Source organism: Actinocrinis sp., assembly GCF_035946395.1.
Classification (GTDB): domain Bacteria; phylum Actinomycetota; class Actinomycetes; order Streptomycetales; family Catenulisporaceae; genus Actinocrinis.
This window is the reverse complement of the sequence record NZ_DASYZI010000439.1, coordinates 22,956-38,575: the sequence shown is the minus strand read 5'-3', so window position 1 is coordinate 38,575 and position 15,620 is coordinate 22,956. Positions and strand designations below refer to the sequence as shown.

The 15,620-nt window shown below is 69.6% G+C and carries 16 protein-coding genes; 11 read left to right on the top strand and 5 right to left on the bottom strand.

What is annotated here, in order from left to right:
• Window positions 1-224 precede the first annotated feature (224 nt).
• Complete coding sequence (locus tag VGS97_RS27910; RefSeq protein ID WP_326856658.1) at window positions 225-1,154, top strand: hypothetical protein; 930 nt, start codon at window positions 225-227, stop codon at window positions 1,152-1,154.
• 194 nt (window positions 1,155-1,348) lie between these two features.
• On the opposite strand, the gene VGS97_RS27905 is transcribed toward VGS97_RS27910, so the two are convergent.
• The 5 genes from VGS97_RS27905 to VGS97_RS27885 all read right to left on the bottom strand — a co-directional run bounded on the left by VGS97_RS27905 (window position 1,349) and on the right by VGS97_RS27885 (window position 4,898).
• Window positions 1,349-1,696 carry a hypothetical protein gene (locus VGS97_RS27905; protein ID WP_326856657.1) on the bottom strand — a complete coding sequence of 116 codons (348 nt, stop codon included), beginning with the start codon at window positions 1,694-1,696 and terminating at the stop codon, window positions 1,349-1,351.
• 246 nt (window positions 1,697-1,942) lie between these two features.
• Window positions 1,943-2,527 carry a phosphatase PAP2 family protein gene (locus tag VGS97_RS27900; protein WP_326856656.1) on the bottom strand — a complete coding sequence of 195 codons (585 nt, stop codon included), beginning with the start codon at window positions 2,525-2,527 and terminating at the stop codon, window positions 1,943-1,945.
• On the bottom strand, window positions 2,524-3,702 hold the full coding sequence (locus tag VGS97_RS27895; protein ID WP_326856655.1) for an MAB_1171c family putative transporter: 1,179 nt from the start codon (window positions 3,700-3,702) through the stop codon (window positions 2,524-2,526). Before VGS97_RS27895 ends, VGS97_RS27900 begins: the two co-directional genes overlap by 4 nt.
• A gap of 10 nt (window positions 3,703-3,712) precedes the next feature.
• Window positions 3,713-4,255: a hypothetical protein gene (locus VGS97_RS27890; protein WP_326856654.1), complete on the bottom strand. Its 543-nt coding sequence runs from the start codon at window positions 4,253-4,255 to the stop codon at window positions 3,713-3,715.
• A gap of 202 nt (window positions 4,256-4,457) precedes the next feature.
• Window positions 4,458-4,898 carry an XRE family transcriptional regulator gene (locus VGS97_RS27885; protein WP_326856653.1) on the bottom strand — a complete coding sequence of 147 codons (441 nt, stop codon included), beginning with the start codon at window positions 4,896-4,898 and terminating at the stop codon, window positions 4,458-4,460.
• A gap of 306 nt (window positions 4,899-5,204) precedes the next feature.
• On the opposite strand from VGS97_RS27885, the gene VGS97_RS27880 reads away from it, so the two are divergent.
• The 10 genes from VGS97_RS27880 (at window position 5,205) to VGS97_RS27835 (ending at window position 15,551) form a co-directional block, all read left to right on the top strand.
• Complete coding sequence (locus VGS97_RS27880) at window positions 5,205-5,519, top strand: hypothetical protein (protein ID WP_326856652.1); 315 nt, start codon at window positions 5,205-5,207, stop codon at window positions 5,517-5,519.
• Between the two features lie 9 nt (window positions 5,520-5,528).
• Window positions 5,529-6,269, top strand: coding sequence for a hypothetical protein (locus VGS97_RS27875; RefSeq protein ID WP_326856651.1), 741 nt, complete (start codon window positions 5,529-5,531; stop codon window positions 6,267-6,269).
• A 61-nt stretch (window positions 6,270-6,330) separates the two neighbouring features.
• A complete protein-coding gene (locus VGS97_RS27870; protein WP_326856650.1) occupies window positions 6,331-7,905 on the top strand; it encodes a hypothetical protein in 1,575 nt (524 codons plus the stop codon).
• A complete protein-coding gene (locus VGS97_RS27865) occupies window positions 7,902-9,449 on the top strand; it encodes an SCO6880 family protein (protein WP_326856649.1) in 1,548 nt (515 codons plus the stop codon). The genes VGS97_RS27870 and VGS97_RS27865 overlap by 4 nt, the downstream gene beginning before the upstream one ends.
• A 59-nt stretch (window positions 9,450-9,508) precedes the next feature.
• Complete coding sequence (locus tag VGS97_RS27860) at window positions 9,509-11,002, top strand: type VI secretion protein (protein ID WP_326856648.1); 1,494 nt, start codon at window positions 9,509-9,511, stop codon at window positions 11,000-11,002.
• Between the two features lie 5 nt (window positions 11,003-11,007).
• Window positions 11,008-12,840 (top strand): type IV secretory system conjugative DNA transfer family protein, encoded by a 1,833-nt coding sequence (locus tag VGS97_RS27855; RefSeq protein WP_326856647.1) that lies wholly within the window; start codon window positions 11,008-11,010, stop codon window positions 12,838-12,840.
• Entirely contained in the window at window positions 12,837-13,220 is a 384-nt protein-coding gene (locus VGS97_RS27850) for a hypothetical protein (RefSeq protein ID WP_326856646.1), read from the top strand. The genes VGS97_RS27855 and VGS97_RS27850 overlap by 4 nt, the downstream gene beginning before the upstream one ends.
• A 25-nt stretch (window positions 13,221-13,245) precedes the next feature.
• Window positions 13,246-14,118, top strand: a complete 873-nt coding sequence (locus VGS97_RS27845) for a hypothetical protein (RefSeq protein ID WP_326856645.1) — start codon at window positions 13,246-13,248, stop codon at window positions 14,116-14,118.
• Between the two features lie 2 nt (window positions 14,119-14,120).
• The gene (locus VGS97_RS27840; protein ID WP_326856644.1) at window positions 14,121-15,218 is read left to right on the top strand and encodes a DnaB-like helicase N-terminal domain-containing protein; all 1,098 of its coding nucleotides are present in this window, start codon (window positions 14,121-14,123) and stop codon (window positions 15,216-15,218) included.
• A 12-nt stretch (window positions 15,219-15,230) separates the two neighbouring features.
• Window positions 15,231-15,551 carry a hypothetical protein gene (locus tag VGS97_RS27835; protein WP_326856643.1) on the top strand — a complete coding sequence of 107 codons (321 nt, stop codon included), beginning with the start codon at window positions 15,231-15,233 and terminating at the stop codon, window positions 15,549-15,551.
• Window positions 15,552-15,620 lie beyond the last annotated feature (69 nt).

The window sequence follows — 15,620 nt, the reverse complement described above, 5'->3', positions numbered from 1 at the left end:
GAGACAGTTGCGGACTTCGCGGGCCACCGGCGCCACCGCCCGGACAAGCAGGGACGCGGTTGCGAACACGGCTGGCGCGAGACTCAGGGTGCTGGATGCCATGCCGGTCATCAGAGCATCCCGGCAACAGGCCCGATGCCGCACGTACATACCGCGTGTACGCTCGTACGCTTGGCGTGTACCGAGCCCCGCGGACGGACGCGGGCACACCTAAGGTGGCGGGCGTGAACCAGGAGCAGAACAGCCCAAGTTGGCCCGGCGTCCCGTGCGATTCCGACGCCTGGCCCTACTCATCTGACGTCAAGGTGTTCGAGGCCAGGCGGGCAGTCGGCCAACTGGCCAAGACGTTCGGCAGCGGACTGAATCCGCCCGGTCTTGAGGACGATGGCGATGCAGACCCGGCACTGCGGTACATCTATGCGGTGGGCCTGCTGGAAGCAGCCTTGGGAGAAATCCGGAAGGATCTTGTCGCCGAGGCGCGGACGCGCGAGGTGCCGTGGGCACAGATCGGCCTGTCCCTGAACATCAGCAAGCAGGGTGCTTACAACCGATTCGGCGCTGGAGTCTCCGCCGCTCGCCTCGGCCGACTGAAGGACGAGGCAATGACCTGCTGGGTGTCGGCCGAGGTTGCGAAACCGCGCGCGGTTCCACCGCACATTGCCGCCGGGCTGGACGGGGCCACGCCGGGTGACCGGATGAACTACTTGGCCCGCCAGGCGATCGACATCATCAGCGACATCAGGGACAGGAACCTGTTGGTTCCGGACCAACCCGCGCGCGAGGACGTGCTGGAGGCCATGAAGTCCGCTGGCCGCAAGATTCGGCGGCTCGGACTGCTGGTGACTGCCGATCATGCCATGTGGAAGGCCGCAACCGACTCTTCCCGCCGGCCCGAAGACATCAACCAGGCCAACTACTACACGCCCGCAACGTATCTGCTGCACGTGATGCGCCTGTTGATACTCGCGTGGGTGAGTGTGCCCGACGACGACTGCGAGGACATCGATCGTTACCGCGCGGGCCTGGACACGGCTAGCCGGATCTACGCCAACGTGGTCCTCCTCCTAGAACGTGACGACGTGAGTTCCGTGGTGCCATGCCAGTGCGGAAACACCTGGAACCGGTGCGACGGCACCTGCGTCGCGCGCCCCTGAAGATTGCGACACTCGGTGGTGCGACCGAAGGGCCGGGCGACGAAGCGCCCGAATTCGTAGAAGATCCATACAGGCAGGCCGCTATGTTCAGAAACTTGGCCAGCGGGCGGTCAGTTTCTTGGCCAGCAACTGTGGCGGTTCAGCGGCGCGGTGGCTCGGCTGCGGCACTGTCCCGGAGGTCGTTGTTCGGTGGCCTACGGCTGCGGTGCGAGGGCCGCCGCAAGTGCGTGGCCCAGGGTGAACCAGTGGTCCAGCATAGAGTTGGCGGTTTGGCCGATGACGGAACTTTCCCGGCTCCAGTTCCAGCCGCCTCCCTGTGCGGGCGGAGTCGCGCCAGTCATGGCTGCCAGACGCACCAGGGCGGTCTCTGTGGCCGCTCGCCGTTGCTCGTCCATCGGCCACATCACCGCGATCGGTTCGATAGCCGCGGCGAGGATCGGGGACAGCGCGCAGCCGGCCGATTGCCAGAGGCTCTGCCCGCTGTCGCGGCGTTCCCGGAAACTCGTGGCCCACCTACGCTCGTTGTTCGTGCGGCTGCGCACGTTACGGCCTGACCGATGTAGAGCACCGGCTGGCCGGGTCTCCCGGTGTCAGCCCACACATAGAGCCCTGAGACGTTCAGCATCGAGGGGTGCTCCACCCCGATGGCCGCTCGCACGAGGTCCAGGTCCACGGCGCCCCACCCTCACGTCAGTTTGATGCTGCGTGCCCGCGACGAGCGTACCGGGACCGCTCCGAGGAATCCGTGGACTGATAAGACTCGTGATGGGCTCGCCACTTACCGCCGCTTAGCGGATCAACAGGAAGGTCGCTGCGGCGACGGCTGCGCCGAGCAGCGCTCCGGCGGCCACCTGGGCGGGGGTGTGGTCCTTCAGCGCGATCCTCGACCAGCCGACGAGGGCGACTAGCGGGTAGAGCAGGAGCATCCACGGGCCGTAGGTGAGGGTGAGCAGCACGACTGCGCCGGAGGACACGGCGGCGTGCACGCTGATTTTCCACTTTGTGGTGATGGCCATGAGCGCGGCGAGTGTGGTCAGCATGGAGACGATCAGGGCGACCATCGCGCGGGGGGCGCCGAGGGTCGCCATCAGGGCGATGCCGGTGGCTACGGAGGCGATGATGAACGTCATCACGATCAGCCGGTGCTGCTTGACGCCTACATGGCGGTCCGCCCAGCGGCCGCGGCGCATGCCGAACTTGATGAACCTGATGGGGAGGACGGCTGCGAACAGTGCGCCGAGCAGGCCCCATCCGATTCCGGCGATCCGGTCCACGTGCCAGCCGACCAGGACGGTGAGCGCGATGATCCAGTTCTTGGGTTCGAAGGCGTCGGTGACGAATCGGGCCGAGCGGGTGGGGGCGGTGGTGCTCATGCTGGTTCTCCGTGGGTGGTGCGTGCCTGGTCGACCTGCCGTTCGATGGCTTGCACGAGGGGGGATCGTCGGGCTTTGGCGACCGCGCGCAGCCAGCGCACCTCGCCCTCGATCTCCCGTGCGCCGTGGGCGGGCAGGGCGGTCAGGTTGTGGGCGGGCTGTTCGCCGCGGGCGTGCGAGCGCAGGGCGACGCCGAGCCAGGCGGCCTGCGCTGCGGCGTCCAGGTCGGTGCCGTGCAGCCTGGCGTCGCGAAGCAGCTCGTGGATGCGCTGCCAGTCGGATTCGGTGATGTGCTGGCGCAGCAGCAGGACCGCGTCGCGTATCTCGATGACCCGGCGCAGCCTGCGGATGCCGAGGTGGCGTGTGGCGGTGACGTCGTCGCGCAGGCTGGGTGCGACCCCGAGTACGACGGTGGGCAGGGCACGGGACAGTTCCTGCCACAGCGGGCGCAGCGTGAGCAGGTCGCGCAGATGGCTCCAGGTACGCCAGGCGACCTCGGCCGTCGGGATGCTGATACCGAGCAGGATCAGGCCGATGGCGAGGGCTTGCAGCGCGTCGCTCGCATGGGCGGCGGCCTGGTTTCCGTCGGGCATGCTCCCGCCGGCCAGCCAGATCAGCAGCATGGTGACGCGCACGATCGCGTACAGCGTGCCGAGGAGTGTGCCGGCGGTCAGCAGCCATAGGCCCAGGCGCAGGAAGCCGGTGCGTGCCCGTCGCGCCCCGGTCCAGAACATCTGCGCTGCCAGCGCCATGGCGAAGCCGAGGTAGGACTCGAACACGAGCAGGTAGGCGATGGCGATGTTGTTGCCGTCGGTGGAGGCGAAGTAGTACGTGGATTCGGTGCGCGGTGCCAGGAAGAACAGGACCGCCAGCGCGGTGGCGGCTGCCGCGGCGATCGAGTGCCGGTGCCGCAGGTGCCAGTGGATGCGCTGGGGCTCGGTCAGCGCGATCACCCAGTCCAGGACCGCTGCGCAGGCGCCGACGCCGACGACGTGCTTGATCAGGGTGGCTAGGTCGGTCACGCCGGTGGCGCGGTCGATGATGGTGATCGACCAGGGAAGTTCCACAGTAAGGGCGATGGCCAGGCCGGTCAGCGCCAGCCAGAGCGACTTCTTGATCGGGGTGCGGCGGGCCGCGGGGGCGCGCCAGATGACGGTGATCCACAGCAGGCTCATAACGGCGGCGCTAACCATCGCGGCGCTCGTCTCGCAGGGGATGGGCGAGGGCTTCGCCGAGGCGGTCGAGCAGCCCGTCCGCGTCGCCGGCGCCGCGCTGCGCGGGCACCCCGGCGCGCTCCAGCAGCAGGGAGCCGGTCATCTCGGCTTCCTGCTCCTGGTAGCGGCTGTAGTTGTGCCGGGCGAACATGTGGCTGATCGCGCCGTCGCCGGGAAGGTGCGGGACGACCTGGCGCACGACGGCGGCGTCCATGACCTCGTCCGGGTCGTGCTCGCAGAGCATGTGCGCCAGCTCGTGCAGGACGATCTGGGCGCGGTGCAGGCCCGAGGTTTCACGCTCGACGTAGATCTCGTCGTGCTCGTCGTAGGCGACCCACAGCCCGTATGGGAAGCCCTGCTCGCGGGCCAGGCCGGGTATGCGGATCACGCGGATCGGCCGGCCGCGGTGGGCGGCGACGTTGCGCCGGAACAGGCTTATCTCGAAGGGCCGGGGTACCGCGATGTCCCGTACTCGCTGTGCGCAGGCAGCGCGCAGCCGGTCGATGTCGCGCATGCAGGAACCTCCCGTGGAACGGGAGGTTCTTGTTTGAGCGCACTACGCGGAATCGGACAACTCGCTCACTCCCGACGACGTCAGGCTAAGCGACCATGTCCGCAGATTTAAAACCATGTTGTAAATCTGTGATCTTTAGTGCGCTGGTGACGGATCGCCCTATCAGGGGCGACCGGCAGCCGGTGTAAATCGAGCCCGCGCCCTACAGCTCGTCCTCGCCGTCGGGCAGTCCTTGCAGCTCGCGGGCGCTCTCGATCATCTTGGTGATCGCCTCAAGGGCCTTGGGGCTCAGGCCGTCCGCCCGCAGCGCGAGGTGGCGCACGCCCTGGTCGCGCAGGGCGGAGAGCAGTTCGAGGTCCTTATCGGACTGCGCGGCCACCTCGTCGTCGTAGAAGTACATCGGGCTGACGCCGAAGAAGTCGGCTATGGCGCTCAGACGGCTGTGCGTGGGGTCCCTGCGCTTGCCGGTGCGCAGCTGCCACAGGTAGGTGGGGGACAGCACCTGTTCGCCCGCGCGCCGGTTGATCTCCTCGGCGACTTCCGGGTTGCTGTACGGCCCGCGGTCCTTCGGGTGGACCGTGCGGAACAGGTGGTCGAGCCGCTGCGCGAGGACGCCGGGGGTCGGGTCTTCCTCATCGGCCATGGCGTGGTTCGTGCTCCTCCCGGTAGGCGACCCCCATGCTCGCCTACAGGTTGACTCATTAGCCAGTGTGAAGGCAAATCGGCGATGTGAGCCTGATCACAAGGATTCTAGTTGACGGCCGAGCTCCATATAAGCCTATGGTTGCTCATCGGTTCGTAGGCTTGAGTAAATCGCGGCGCTGGCCCCGCGGCCCTCGGACCTACGAGTCCGCACATGACCCGCCCATCGCGCCGCCATAGGCGTGTTCGCCCGACGAGCGCGACGCCGCGCACGGGCGCATCCGCAGCACAACACAGGGAGTCCCGCATGTCCATCGCCTTGCCTCTCGCCACGCACGCGGCGAACTTCCTCGCGGCGACCATCAACAACCCCGCCCCGGCAGATCCGACCTCCGGCTCCAACGGGGTGAACCTGTTGCTCAGCTACGCGAAGTGGGGCGCGCTGATCGGCTGCGCGGTCGCCGCCGTGGTCTCCGGCGGGCTGATGGGCGTCGGCTCGCTGTCTAACCGCCCGGACCAGGTGGACAAGGGCAAGCGGTCGCTGGTGTGGTCGCTCGGTGGCGTCATCGTCACCGCGATCGCCATCCCGCTGGTCAACACCGTCTTCGGCTCCGTGAACTAGGCGGCGGCCGTGAGCAACCAGTTCCTCGACCGCAGGCGCAGAGTCCTTCCGCTCGTCATCGCGGGGGCCGCCGCCCTGCTGGTCTTCGTCGCCGTCGGCGTCGCGATCGAGTCCGCGCTCAGCCCGCACAAGGCGGAGTCCTACACCCCGCCCGCCGCAGTCGCCCCGCCCGGCTCGGTCACCGGCGTCAATCCCAGCGGCACGTCGGCCGTAGGCATCCAAGGACCCCTGAAGATCGTGCAGGGCAGCCAGCTGATCAACGGCGTGCACATCGGATTCACACACTCCTCGGTGGGCGCCGTCTCCGCGGCGGTCGAGTACTGGACCCAGATCGGCTCCACGCTCGACCCGGACCGCGCCGCTGCCATCGGCCGCCTGGTTGCCGACCCCTCCTGGACCCAAGGCCCTGCGCAGCTGGCCCAAGGCCCGGTCAGCACGCGCAAGGCGCTCGGCCTGCCCACGACGGGAGCGGCGCCCACCGGCGCGTCGGTCGTGCTCGAACCGGTCGAATACCAGCTGCGCAGCTACAGCGCCGACGACGTCAGCCTGCTGCTGCTGGCCGACTACACCACCACCGCGCCCAATCAGGGTTCGCAGACCCACCTTGGGGTCTTCCCGCTGGACCTGCGCTGGAGCGTTGGCGACTGGAAGATCCTCGCCCCCTCCGGCAGCACCGACTACAGCAACCTCGCCGTCGAGCCCGGCTCCGCCCAGGCGTCCGCGGACGGCTGGCAGCAGCTCCAGCAGTGACCGCCCCCACGCAAGACAGGAGGCTGCCATGTCGTGCAGCTGGACAGACCCCGTAGGTTGCGTGACCGGCGTGCTCGGCGGCGCGGTGGGCGATGTCGCCTCCTCCGCCTGGGACTCGATCTGCAAGAGCTTCGCCGACGCGGCCACCGAGGTCCTTCAGGCGTTCGCCAAGACCTTCGTCAACATCCCCAACGTCGACGTCGCCTCCAGCGGCATCAAGAGCGTCTACGGCATCTCACTCGGCCTGGCCGCTCTGGTCGCCGCACTCCTGCTGATCGGGCAGGTCATCCGCACCGCCATCACACACGACGGATCAGCCCTGGCCCACGGCCTGGTCGGCGTCGGCAAGGCCGCCCTCGCCTTCATGCTGACCCTGACCATCGCAGGGACCTCCCTCGCGGCGGCGGACGAGATCACCCGGTACATCGTCGACGCCTCGTTCGGCGGCACCCAGCAGTTCAGCGACAAGATCGCCAAGCTGGTCGCGTGGGACCCGAGCACATCGGCGTCCCTGATCCTGGTCTTCGCGGTCATCGCCATCCTGCTGACCGTGGTGCTGTGGTTCGAGATGCTGCTGCGCAACGCGGCCTTCGGCATCCTGATAGCGACCTCCCCGATCGCCGCCTCCGGCCAGGTCTCCGAGACCACCAAGTCCTGGTGGAGCAAGCTGGTCGCCACGAGCGTGCAACTGGTCATCCTCAAGCCGATCGTCGCGCTGGTCTTCGCCCTCGGCTTCAACATGGCCGGCGGCTCCCAGGACGTGGAGACCACGCTCGCCGGGATGCTCGTGCTCCTGCTCGCCGCCGTGGCCTGGCCCGCCGTCGCGCGCTTCTTCAGCTTCGCCAATGTGCAGGTCGGCGGCGGCGCAGGACTCGGCGCCCTGCTCGGCTTCGCGGGTGGACGCCTGAGCGCCGGGGCCTCGGGAGGCGCAGCAAGCGGAGCGTCGCCCGACGAGTTCGGGCAGCAGGCCGCCAACCAGACCATGGCCGCCTTCGCCCGCCGCAACGTGGCCGGGCAAGCCGCCGGTGCGGCCGGGGGAGGCGCGGGCGGCGGCATCGGCGGCGCAGCAGCCGCAGCCGGCCCGATCGGTCTCGCCATCGCGGGGGTGACCATGGCGCAGCGGGCGGTGAACTCGCTGACTGGACGGATGGAACAGATGGCCGGGCACGCCGGCATCCAGGGCGCCAACCCGTACGCGCAACCGGCGGGACAGCCCCAGCACCGGGGACCGACCTGGTCAGGCGGCGGCGTGCCCACCACCGGAAGCGACCCCGCCCAGCCCCCAAACCCGGGCGCCCCGCCAGGCGGCCCGGAACCGGGAGAACCTGCTGCGGCGCAGCCCGCCCAGGGCGATCATCCACAAGCGCCGCAGGAGATCACGCCACACCCCCCGGTGTCCGGACCCGACCGCACCGATCCGCCTACCGCCGAACTGCCGGTCACACAGACCGACCACCAGCCCGCATCCCAGGCGACCGGCGCGGACACCGCCGAGCCCAGCCCTCCGGCCTCGCCACCCTCCTCCGGACCACCGGCATCCCGGCCACCCACCGGCAGCGCCCCGCCGCCGCAGAGCCCGACGACAAACAAGCCCACCCCGCCCACGACCGACCCCGACCCAGGTGAGAGCCGATGAGCAGCAGCAACGCGCCTACCTCGCGCACGTACTTCGGCTGGCAGCACGAGAAGGTCGCGTTCCTGTTCGGCATGAGCGGCCAGCGCGCCGTGATGCTCGGCAGCAGCGTGCTGATGGCGATCTGGCCGCTGGCCGCCTCCAACCTGCGCCTGGGCATCGTGACCTGGCCCCTCGCCGTGCTGCTCGCGGCCCTCGCCTTCGCCCGCATCGCCGGGCGCACCGTAGACGAATGGATGGTGGCCTTCGTGTCCTTCCACCTGCTGCGTTTCCGCGGCCAACACAAATTCGCCTCGGGAGCATTCGCCCCGGTAACCAAGGCCGCACCGGACCAGCCGGCGCCGATGGACCTACCCGGCATCCTCGCCCCACTGCGCATCCTGGAAACCGACACCGGAAGCGGCGGCACCATGGCCGTGATCCACCACCGCTACGACCGTACCTACACCGCCGTGGCGAAGATCCGATACCCCGGAATCGGCCTGGTCGACTCCGCCCGCCGCGACCAGCGCGTGGCCGGATGGGGCGGCCTGCTCTCCGGCCTGTGCACCGAGGGCAACCCCATCGTGCGCGTCCAGGCCCTGCAACGCCTCGTGCCCGAATCCGGAGCCGCCCTGCACCGCTGGCACACCGACCACCTCACCCAGGACGCGCCCGCCGCCGCCGTCGAGATCACCAGTTCGCTGCTGTCTACCGCGACCCTGGCCACCTCCCAGCGCGAGGCATACCTCGCGTTCACCATGGACGAGCGTCGCGCCGGCTCCGCGATCAGGGCGGCGGGCGGCGGACCAGCGGGCGCGGCCAGCGTCCTGATCCGCCAGCTGCGCGCACTGACCAGCGCGATCGGCGCCGCCGACCTGCAAGTCGACGGCTGGCTCACCCCACGGGACCTAGCCGAGGTCCTGCGCACCGCCTTCGACCCGCACAGCGGCCACACCCTCGCCGAACGCCGCGCCGCCGCCACCGCGGCGATCAGCACCGGACGCCAGGCCACCACCGAGCCCGGCGTCGACCCGGCGCTCGCGGGACCGGCCGCCGCCGAAGCCAAGCCCGGAAGCTACGCCCACGACGGCGCCATCTCGGCCACCTACTGGGTCCACTCCTGGCCCCGCAACAAGGTCTACTCCACCGCCCTGGCCCCGCTGCTCGGCGAGGGAACCCACCGGCGCGCCTTCTCCCTGCACGTCGAACCCCTCGGCCCGCGCACCGCCGAACGCGAGGTCATGAAGGAGCGCACCGCCCGCCACGTCGCGGTACGCATGCGCCAGCGCACCGGCCAGATCGTCCCCGAACACGAACGCGCGGCCCTGGCCCGCGCCGAAGCCCAGGACGCCGAACGCGCGGCAGGCCACGGCCTGGTCCGGTTCACCGCTTACTGCACCGTCACCGTCACCGACCCGACGGACCTCGAAGACGCCTGCGCCGCGCTGGAAGCCGACGCCGCAGCCGCCCGCATCGAACTGCGCCGCATGTGGTTCGCCCAAGACCTCGGGTTCGCCATGGGCGCGCTGCCCGTCGGCATGGGCCTGCCCCGAAAGCGCTGGTGACACCATGACGCCCCCGAACCCCACCACCGCGTCGCGCCACACGACGGAAGAAGAACACCATGCCGCGTAGGAAGAACACGCAGCTGCCGACCTTCGACCTGACCGACGTGCTCGGCCGACCAGCCCCCACTCCCGCCGAGGCCAGGCCGAAACGGGACCGCGGGAGCGAGCGCCCCGAGCCGATCGCACCGCGGCGCGGCTGGGCACGCCCCTTCGCCGGCCGCGCCCCCAAGGCACCGGCCACCCCATCCTATCGCGGCTCCACCGGCCAAGTCCAGGGTCTCTACCCCTGGCTCTACGGCGCGTCCATGCCCCCGGTCGGGGTGTACGTGGGCGTGGACTGCCTGGCCGGCGGCGCGTTCAGCTGCCACCCCATCGAATGGCTGCACCGCGGCCTGATCACCAACCCCAACCTGCTGGTCACCGGTGTACCCGGCGCCGGAAAGTCCGCGACCCTCAAAGTCCTGGCCACCCGGCTGTCCGCCTACGGCGTGCGCACCTTCGTACTCGGAGACATCAAGAACGAATACGCGCCCCTCGCGCGCGCCTTCGGCGTCGAACCGGTGGAACTCGGCCCCGGCCTGCGCGCCCGCCTCAACCCGCTGGACGCAGGACCACTCGGCGCCAACCTGCCCAGCGACGGCGAGCAGCTGCGCGAACGGCTCGACGAGATCCACCGCCGCCGCATCACCCTGCTCTCCTCCCTGCTGGTCATGAGGCTCGGACGCAACCTGACACCCACCGAGGAAGCCGCCCTCTCCCTGGCGATCATTCACGCCTCCGGCCAGGCCACCGGCAAAACCCGCCTGGCCGACCCCACCATCCCGCAAGTCTGGGCACTGCTACGCGACCCGCTGCCCGAGATGGCCGACGAACTGCGCGTGCACGAAAGCGACGTCGCCGAACTACGCGAGATGATCCGCCCCGCCACCGACGCCCTGGGCAACATGGTCCGCGGCTCCCTCTCAGGGCTCTTCGACGGACCCACCACCGTCAGACCCGACTTCGCCGCCCCCATCCAGACCGTCGACCTCTCACGCATCGACGGGCGCGGCGACGAGACCGTGGCCATGACCCTGGCCTGCGTCTCCTCCTGGGGGCAGGCCGCCATCGACGAACCCGGCGGCCCGGTCCGCCTCGTCGTACGCGACGAACTGTGGCGCGCCATGCGCGTACCCGCGATGATCCGCAAACTCGACAGCGACCTGCGCCTCTCCCGCGCCCAAGGCACCATCCAAGTCCTCTCCACCCACCGGCTCGCCGACTTCGAAGCCGTCGGCGCTGCCGGCAGCGAAGAAGTCACCATCGCCCGCAACCTCATCGCCAGCTGCGACGTACGCATCTGCCTCGCCCAGGACACCGCACCCCTGGCCATGACCCGCGAGGCGATCGGCCTGACCGACACCGAATGCGCCCACATCGCCAGCTGGTCCGGCGAACAGATCGGCCGCGCCATCTGGAAAATCGGACGCGCCAGCTCCCACGTCGTGCAGACCGTCCTGTCCCCGCTCGAACGCCAGCTCTACAACACCAACGAACGAATGGCGGTGTAAAACCGATGAGTTCGACTTCAGGAAACGTGACGGTCGCCCGCCGCGCCGTCCTCGACGGCCCGAGCGACTACCTCATCGCCAGCCTCATCGTCCTCGCCGCGTTTATCACCCTGGGCACGTGGGCCACCGGCCAACTCGCGGGACTGATCACCCACGCCGCCTGGCCCCATGTCAGCATCGGCAAGGCCCTGAGCATCGCCAAGCTGATACCCCGCCACCTCGGCGATCCCAAACAGGCATGGCCCGCGACCGCGCGCGCCGAACTCCCCGGTCCCGTCGGCTTTTCAATGGCCGCCGTGATCGTTCTGGCCCTGTTCGCTGTGACGCTCGTCGCGTTCGTGCGGCGCTCCGGCACCCGCCGCCAGGTGCGCGGATACGCCTCGCCCAGCCAACTCGCCGCGACGCTGTCCCAGAAGGCCGCCCTCGCCCGCGGCACCGTGGTACGCCCGTCGCTGACGGGCATCAAGTTCGCGATCCTGGATGTGGCGGTAAGCCTGGGGCGCACGTTGACCGGCACGGCGCTGTGGTCGTCCATCGAGAACTCCGTTCTCATGCTCGCCGCCCCCCGCCAGGGCAAGACCAGCATGGTCGTCATTCCCTGGCTGCACCACTGGCGCGGCGCAGCGCTCGTCACCAGCGTGCGCCCCGATGTCCTGGAGAACACCGCGCAACTGCGCCGCGCCCGCGGCCCGGTCTACGTCATGGCGCCCACCGGCATGATCGACTGGCCTGACCGCGTGCGCTGGTCGCCGACCAGCGATTGCGAGGACTTCGGCAAGGCGTACCAACGCGCCGACATCATGGTCCAGATCGGCAAGTCCGAGACGGCATCCGACTCCACCGGAGCGGGATTCTTCGGCACCACCGCCACCACCATGCTCGCCGCCTGGCTGCATGCCGCCGCCATCAGCGGCAAGACGATGCGCGACGTGCTGCGCTGGGCGCTGGACGAGCGCATCGAGGAACCCATCACGATCCTGGCCGAGCACCCCGGGGCCGAAAGTGGGATCTCCTCTGTCCTCGACGGCATCTACCGCTCCCCGGCCGAGACCCGCTCCAACATGTTCACCACCGCCCAGACGGCCATCACCCCGCTGCTCTCCCCGAAGGCCCGCGACACCTTCACCCCCGCGGCAGGCGAAAGCATCGACCTCGAAGCGTTTCTGCGCTCCAAGGGCACCATCTACCTGATGGTCTCGGAGAAGCAGGCCGCCGCCCTCGCCCCGCTGATCGCCGCATTCGTCGACGAGGTCACCGAGACCGCCAAGCGCATCGCCGACCGCTCCCCGCGCGGGCGCCTCGACCCGCCCTTGGGACTATTCCTCGACGAAGTCGCCAACGTTGCCCCCCTACCGCACCTTCCGGCCCTGATGTCCTACGCCGGAGGCTCCGGAATCTTCGTTGTCGCCATCCTCCAGAACATCGCCCAGGCCCGAGGCCGCTGGGGCACGGACGGTGCCGCGATGCTCTGGGGCGCGGCCACCCTCAAGATCGCCCTCGGCGGGCTCACCGGCGACGAGGTAGACGACTTCTCCGACCTCGCCGGGATCTACCGCGAATCGCTGACCACCCAGCAGCGCGGAGCCAACGGCACGACACTGCAAACCACGCTCCAGGACCGCAAGACCATCACACCCGACCAGGTACGCACCCTCTCCGAGGCACGACGCGAAGCGCTGCTGATCCACGCCACCACGCCGGCCACGAAGGTACGCATGCAGCGCCACTACGAGAGTCCCCACGCCAAGGACTACGAGGCTGCGTGCGCGTGGGCCGACCAGTACGCCAACCCGGTCGACAACGCCCAACGACTCGTCCAAGAAGGCAGCGCGGCGTGACCGGCGACCACCCCGCGTACTGTGCCGACGACATCGACCGCTGGTGCTGGCAGATCCAGGCCCTCGACGACCTGACAGCATTCGTAGCCGCCCACGGGCCGGCCGCCAGCCTGCCGCTGCCGATCCTGAACTGGACGCTCGGGACCGGACGCGCGCTCAGCGCCGAGCTGCACACATACGAGCCGGACGCACACAGCACTCTCACGGCCTACGCCCTCGCCCTCGGCGTGGATGTGATCGAACGCCCACAGCCCGACCGGACCGTCTACAGCGTCCGGGGATGTATCGGCAGGCGCGAGGGCACCACGCGCGAGCCGCGAACCTCCGCCTCGATCAGGGCCACCGTGTGGCGCGAGCAGCATGCAGACGAGAACCAGTGAAGCGCCAAACCCGCCAGGAACCCCGATGACCGAACTGCCGCCGCACGACTCCGCAGCCCTGCCGCCCACCCGGCGCGTCCAAGGCCGCCCCCGCATCGCTCGCCCCCGCGCCCTGCGCGGCGGCCCGGAGCGTCAGCGACCAGACGAGCACGCCAGCGACACGCAGAGCCCAGAGAGCGCCGCTTCGGCTCGAACCGCAGCCCTCGTCGAGTGGCACACCATGACTGGACCTGAACGGGGCGCGGCATGGGCCGACCTGCGCGCCTGGGTGACCTGGCTGCACGACCGCTACGAACTGGGCATCGAACAGCGCCTTCCCCGCTGCTGGGCGCAGCACCCCGGCCTGATCGAGGAACTTTGGGCGCTCAAAGCCTGGAGGGACGAGATCTACACCGCCAGCCAGCCGACAGGACAAGCCGCCCGGTACTGGCACGCCGAGCTGCGCAACCTCGTTCACGCCGCCGGCACGTTCTACGCGGCCGGCTGCCGAGCCGGACACCGCGGCGCCACCACCACGGCAGCCGATGATCCCGAACTCCAGCAGCGCTGGGCTGATGCCGACGCGATGGCGGGCATCCCCGTCGGCATGTGGACGGGCAGCACCCCTGCCGACACCGCCCTGACGATCAGCGACACCACGATGAAGGACGCGCTCGCCGAGCAACTGGCCAGGCCCCTGAGCACCAGCATCCCCGAATACGTCCACTACGACGGATCGTGGTGGGTCACGGACGGTCAACACAGCTGGGTGCGCGTCACCGAGGAAGCTTTCGCCACCAAGCTCGACGCCTCGAAAGCCGCGATGGCCGAAGCCGCCGCCGCAGCACAGCGGCGCGCGTCCGTCGAGGCGATCCTGCGCGGCGACGACCACGCCGACGAGCACGAACCAAGGAACTGACTATGACCAACCCCCACCTGGCGCTGCGCGCCGAACAGGCGCTCGTCGGCGCCCTGCTGCACGAGCGCCTACTGCTCGACGAGATCGCCTACCTGCCCCCCGACCGCCTGACCCACCCCACCTACCAGGCAGTCTACGAGCAGATCGCGCGATCCCGCACCGCGCACCCCGACCTGCCGAGCGCCCACCTGCCCGAATTCATCGCGCAACGCCTCGACCTACCCGGCGTGGACGCGGCCTACCTACGCACCCTAGCCGACGGGTGCCCCGAGCCCGAGGACATCGCCGTGTACGCGCGGATGGTCCAAGAGACCCACGTGCGCGCCACCCTCGCCGCGCACGCTCCCCGTCTGGCCGCGAGCGCCGGCCCGGTGCGCGGCGTCGACGACCGCCTCGACCACCTCGACCGCCTCGCCCAAGCCCTCACCCGACAGAGCCGCGCCGCCGCCGACTCGGCCGACCCCGCACCCACTATCACGACCCGCGCCCTCGACGCCCACACGCGCTATGAACCTCCGCTCGACGAGCGCGCACGGCGCGAAGAGCTCATCCTCGCCGACCTACTCCAGCACCGCGGGCAAGTCGCCGAAGTGGAAACCTGGCTCACGCCGGAGATCTTCGCGCCAGGCCCCCGCCGTGAGATCTACGAGACGATCCTCACCGTCGCCGAGAACGGCGAACCCATCAGCGAACTGACCGTGGAATGGGAACTGAGCCGCCGCAGCGCCACGGCAGACCCGGCGGCCACCGCCCCGCGGCCCGACGAGCCCGCACCCGCCGCCCGGCACAGTACTGACACCTCCACACCCGACTACCTCGCACGACTCGTCGTCACAGCGGTCGTCGTCGGCGCTGCGGTGGATCTGGGCAACCAACTATTCACCGAAGACCTGCGCGCTTCCTTGGCGATCGACGCCGTCAGAACCCTTACGCGCAACGGACAGCCGAACCCGACCACCACACCATCCTCCGCGTCGACAGTCAGCCCGCGCCAGACCGTGACACTCACCCAGCCCGATCCGCAAACCAGCGCCTCGGCACCGCTCGTCCAACCGCCGCCGCAGGCCGCCGAACCCGACCAACCCAAGCCGCGGCCGTAAGGACTGGTGACAATGGATATCGGCGCCAGCGCCCAGCCCCAGGCTCCCATCGGGGACGTCGTCCCGGCAGCCGAAGCAGCCCAGAGGCAGGCACACCGAGCAACGCCTGCTGTCAGCCTCAGCGACATGCGCACAGCTATTACCACGGGACAGGCACGCCCGCTCGGCAATACGGTCACTGACATCGTGCGCTACCGGTCGGCATGGTGGCTCTACGATCGCGACGGCTGGTTCCAAGCCGACGACCCGGACCTCATCGCCGACCTTGACGCTGCCGCCCAGCTTATGGCCGCAGCAGATCGGCAGGTTCAGCGAAGATCGCCGACGGGCTGACGTCGACGATGGGATCTGAACCCAGAGTGCCGGGGCAGGGAGACCTCCCCTCCGTCCCCAGCCGGTGAC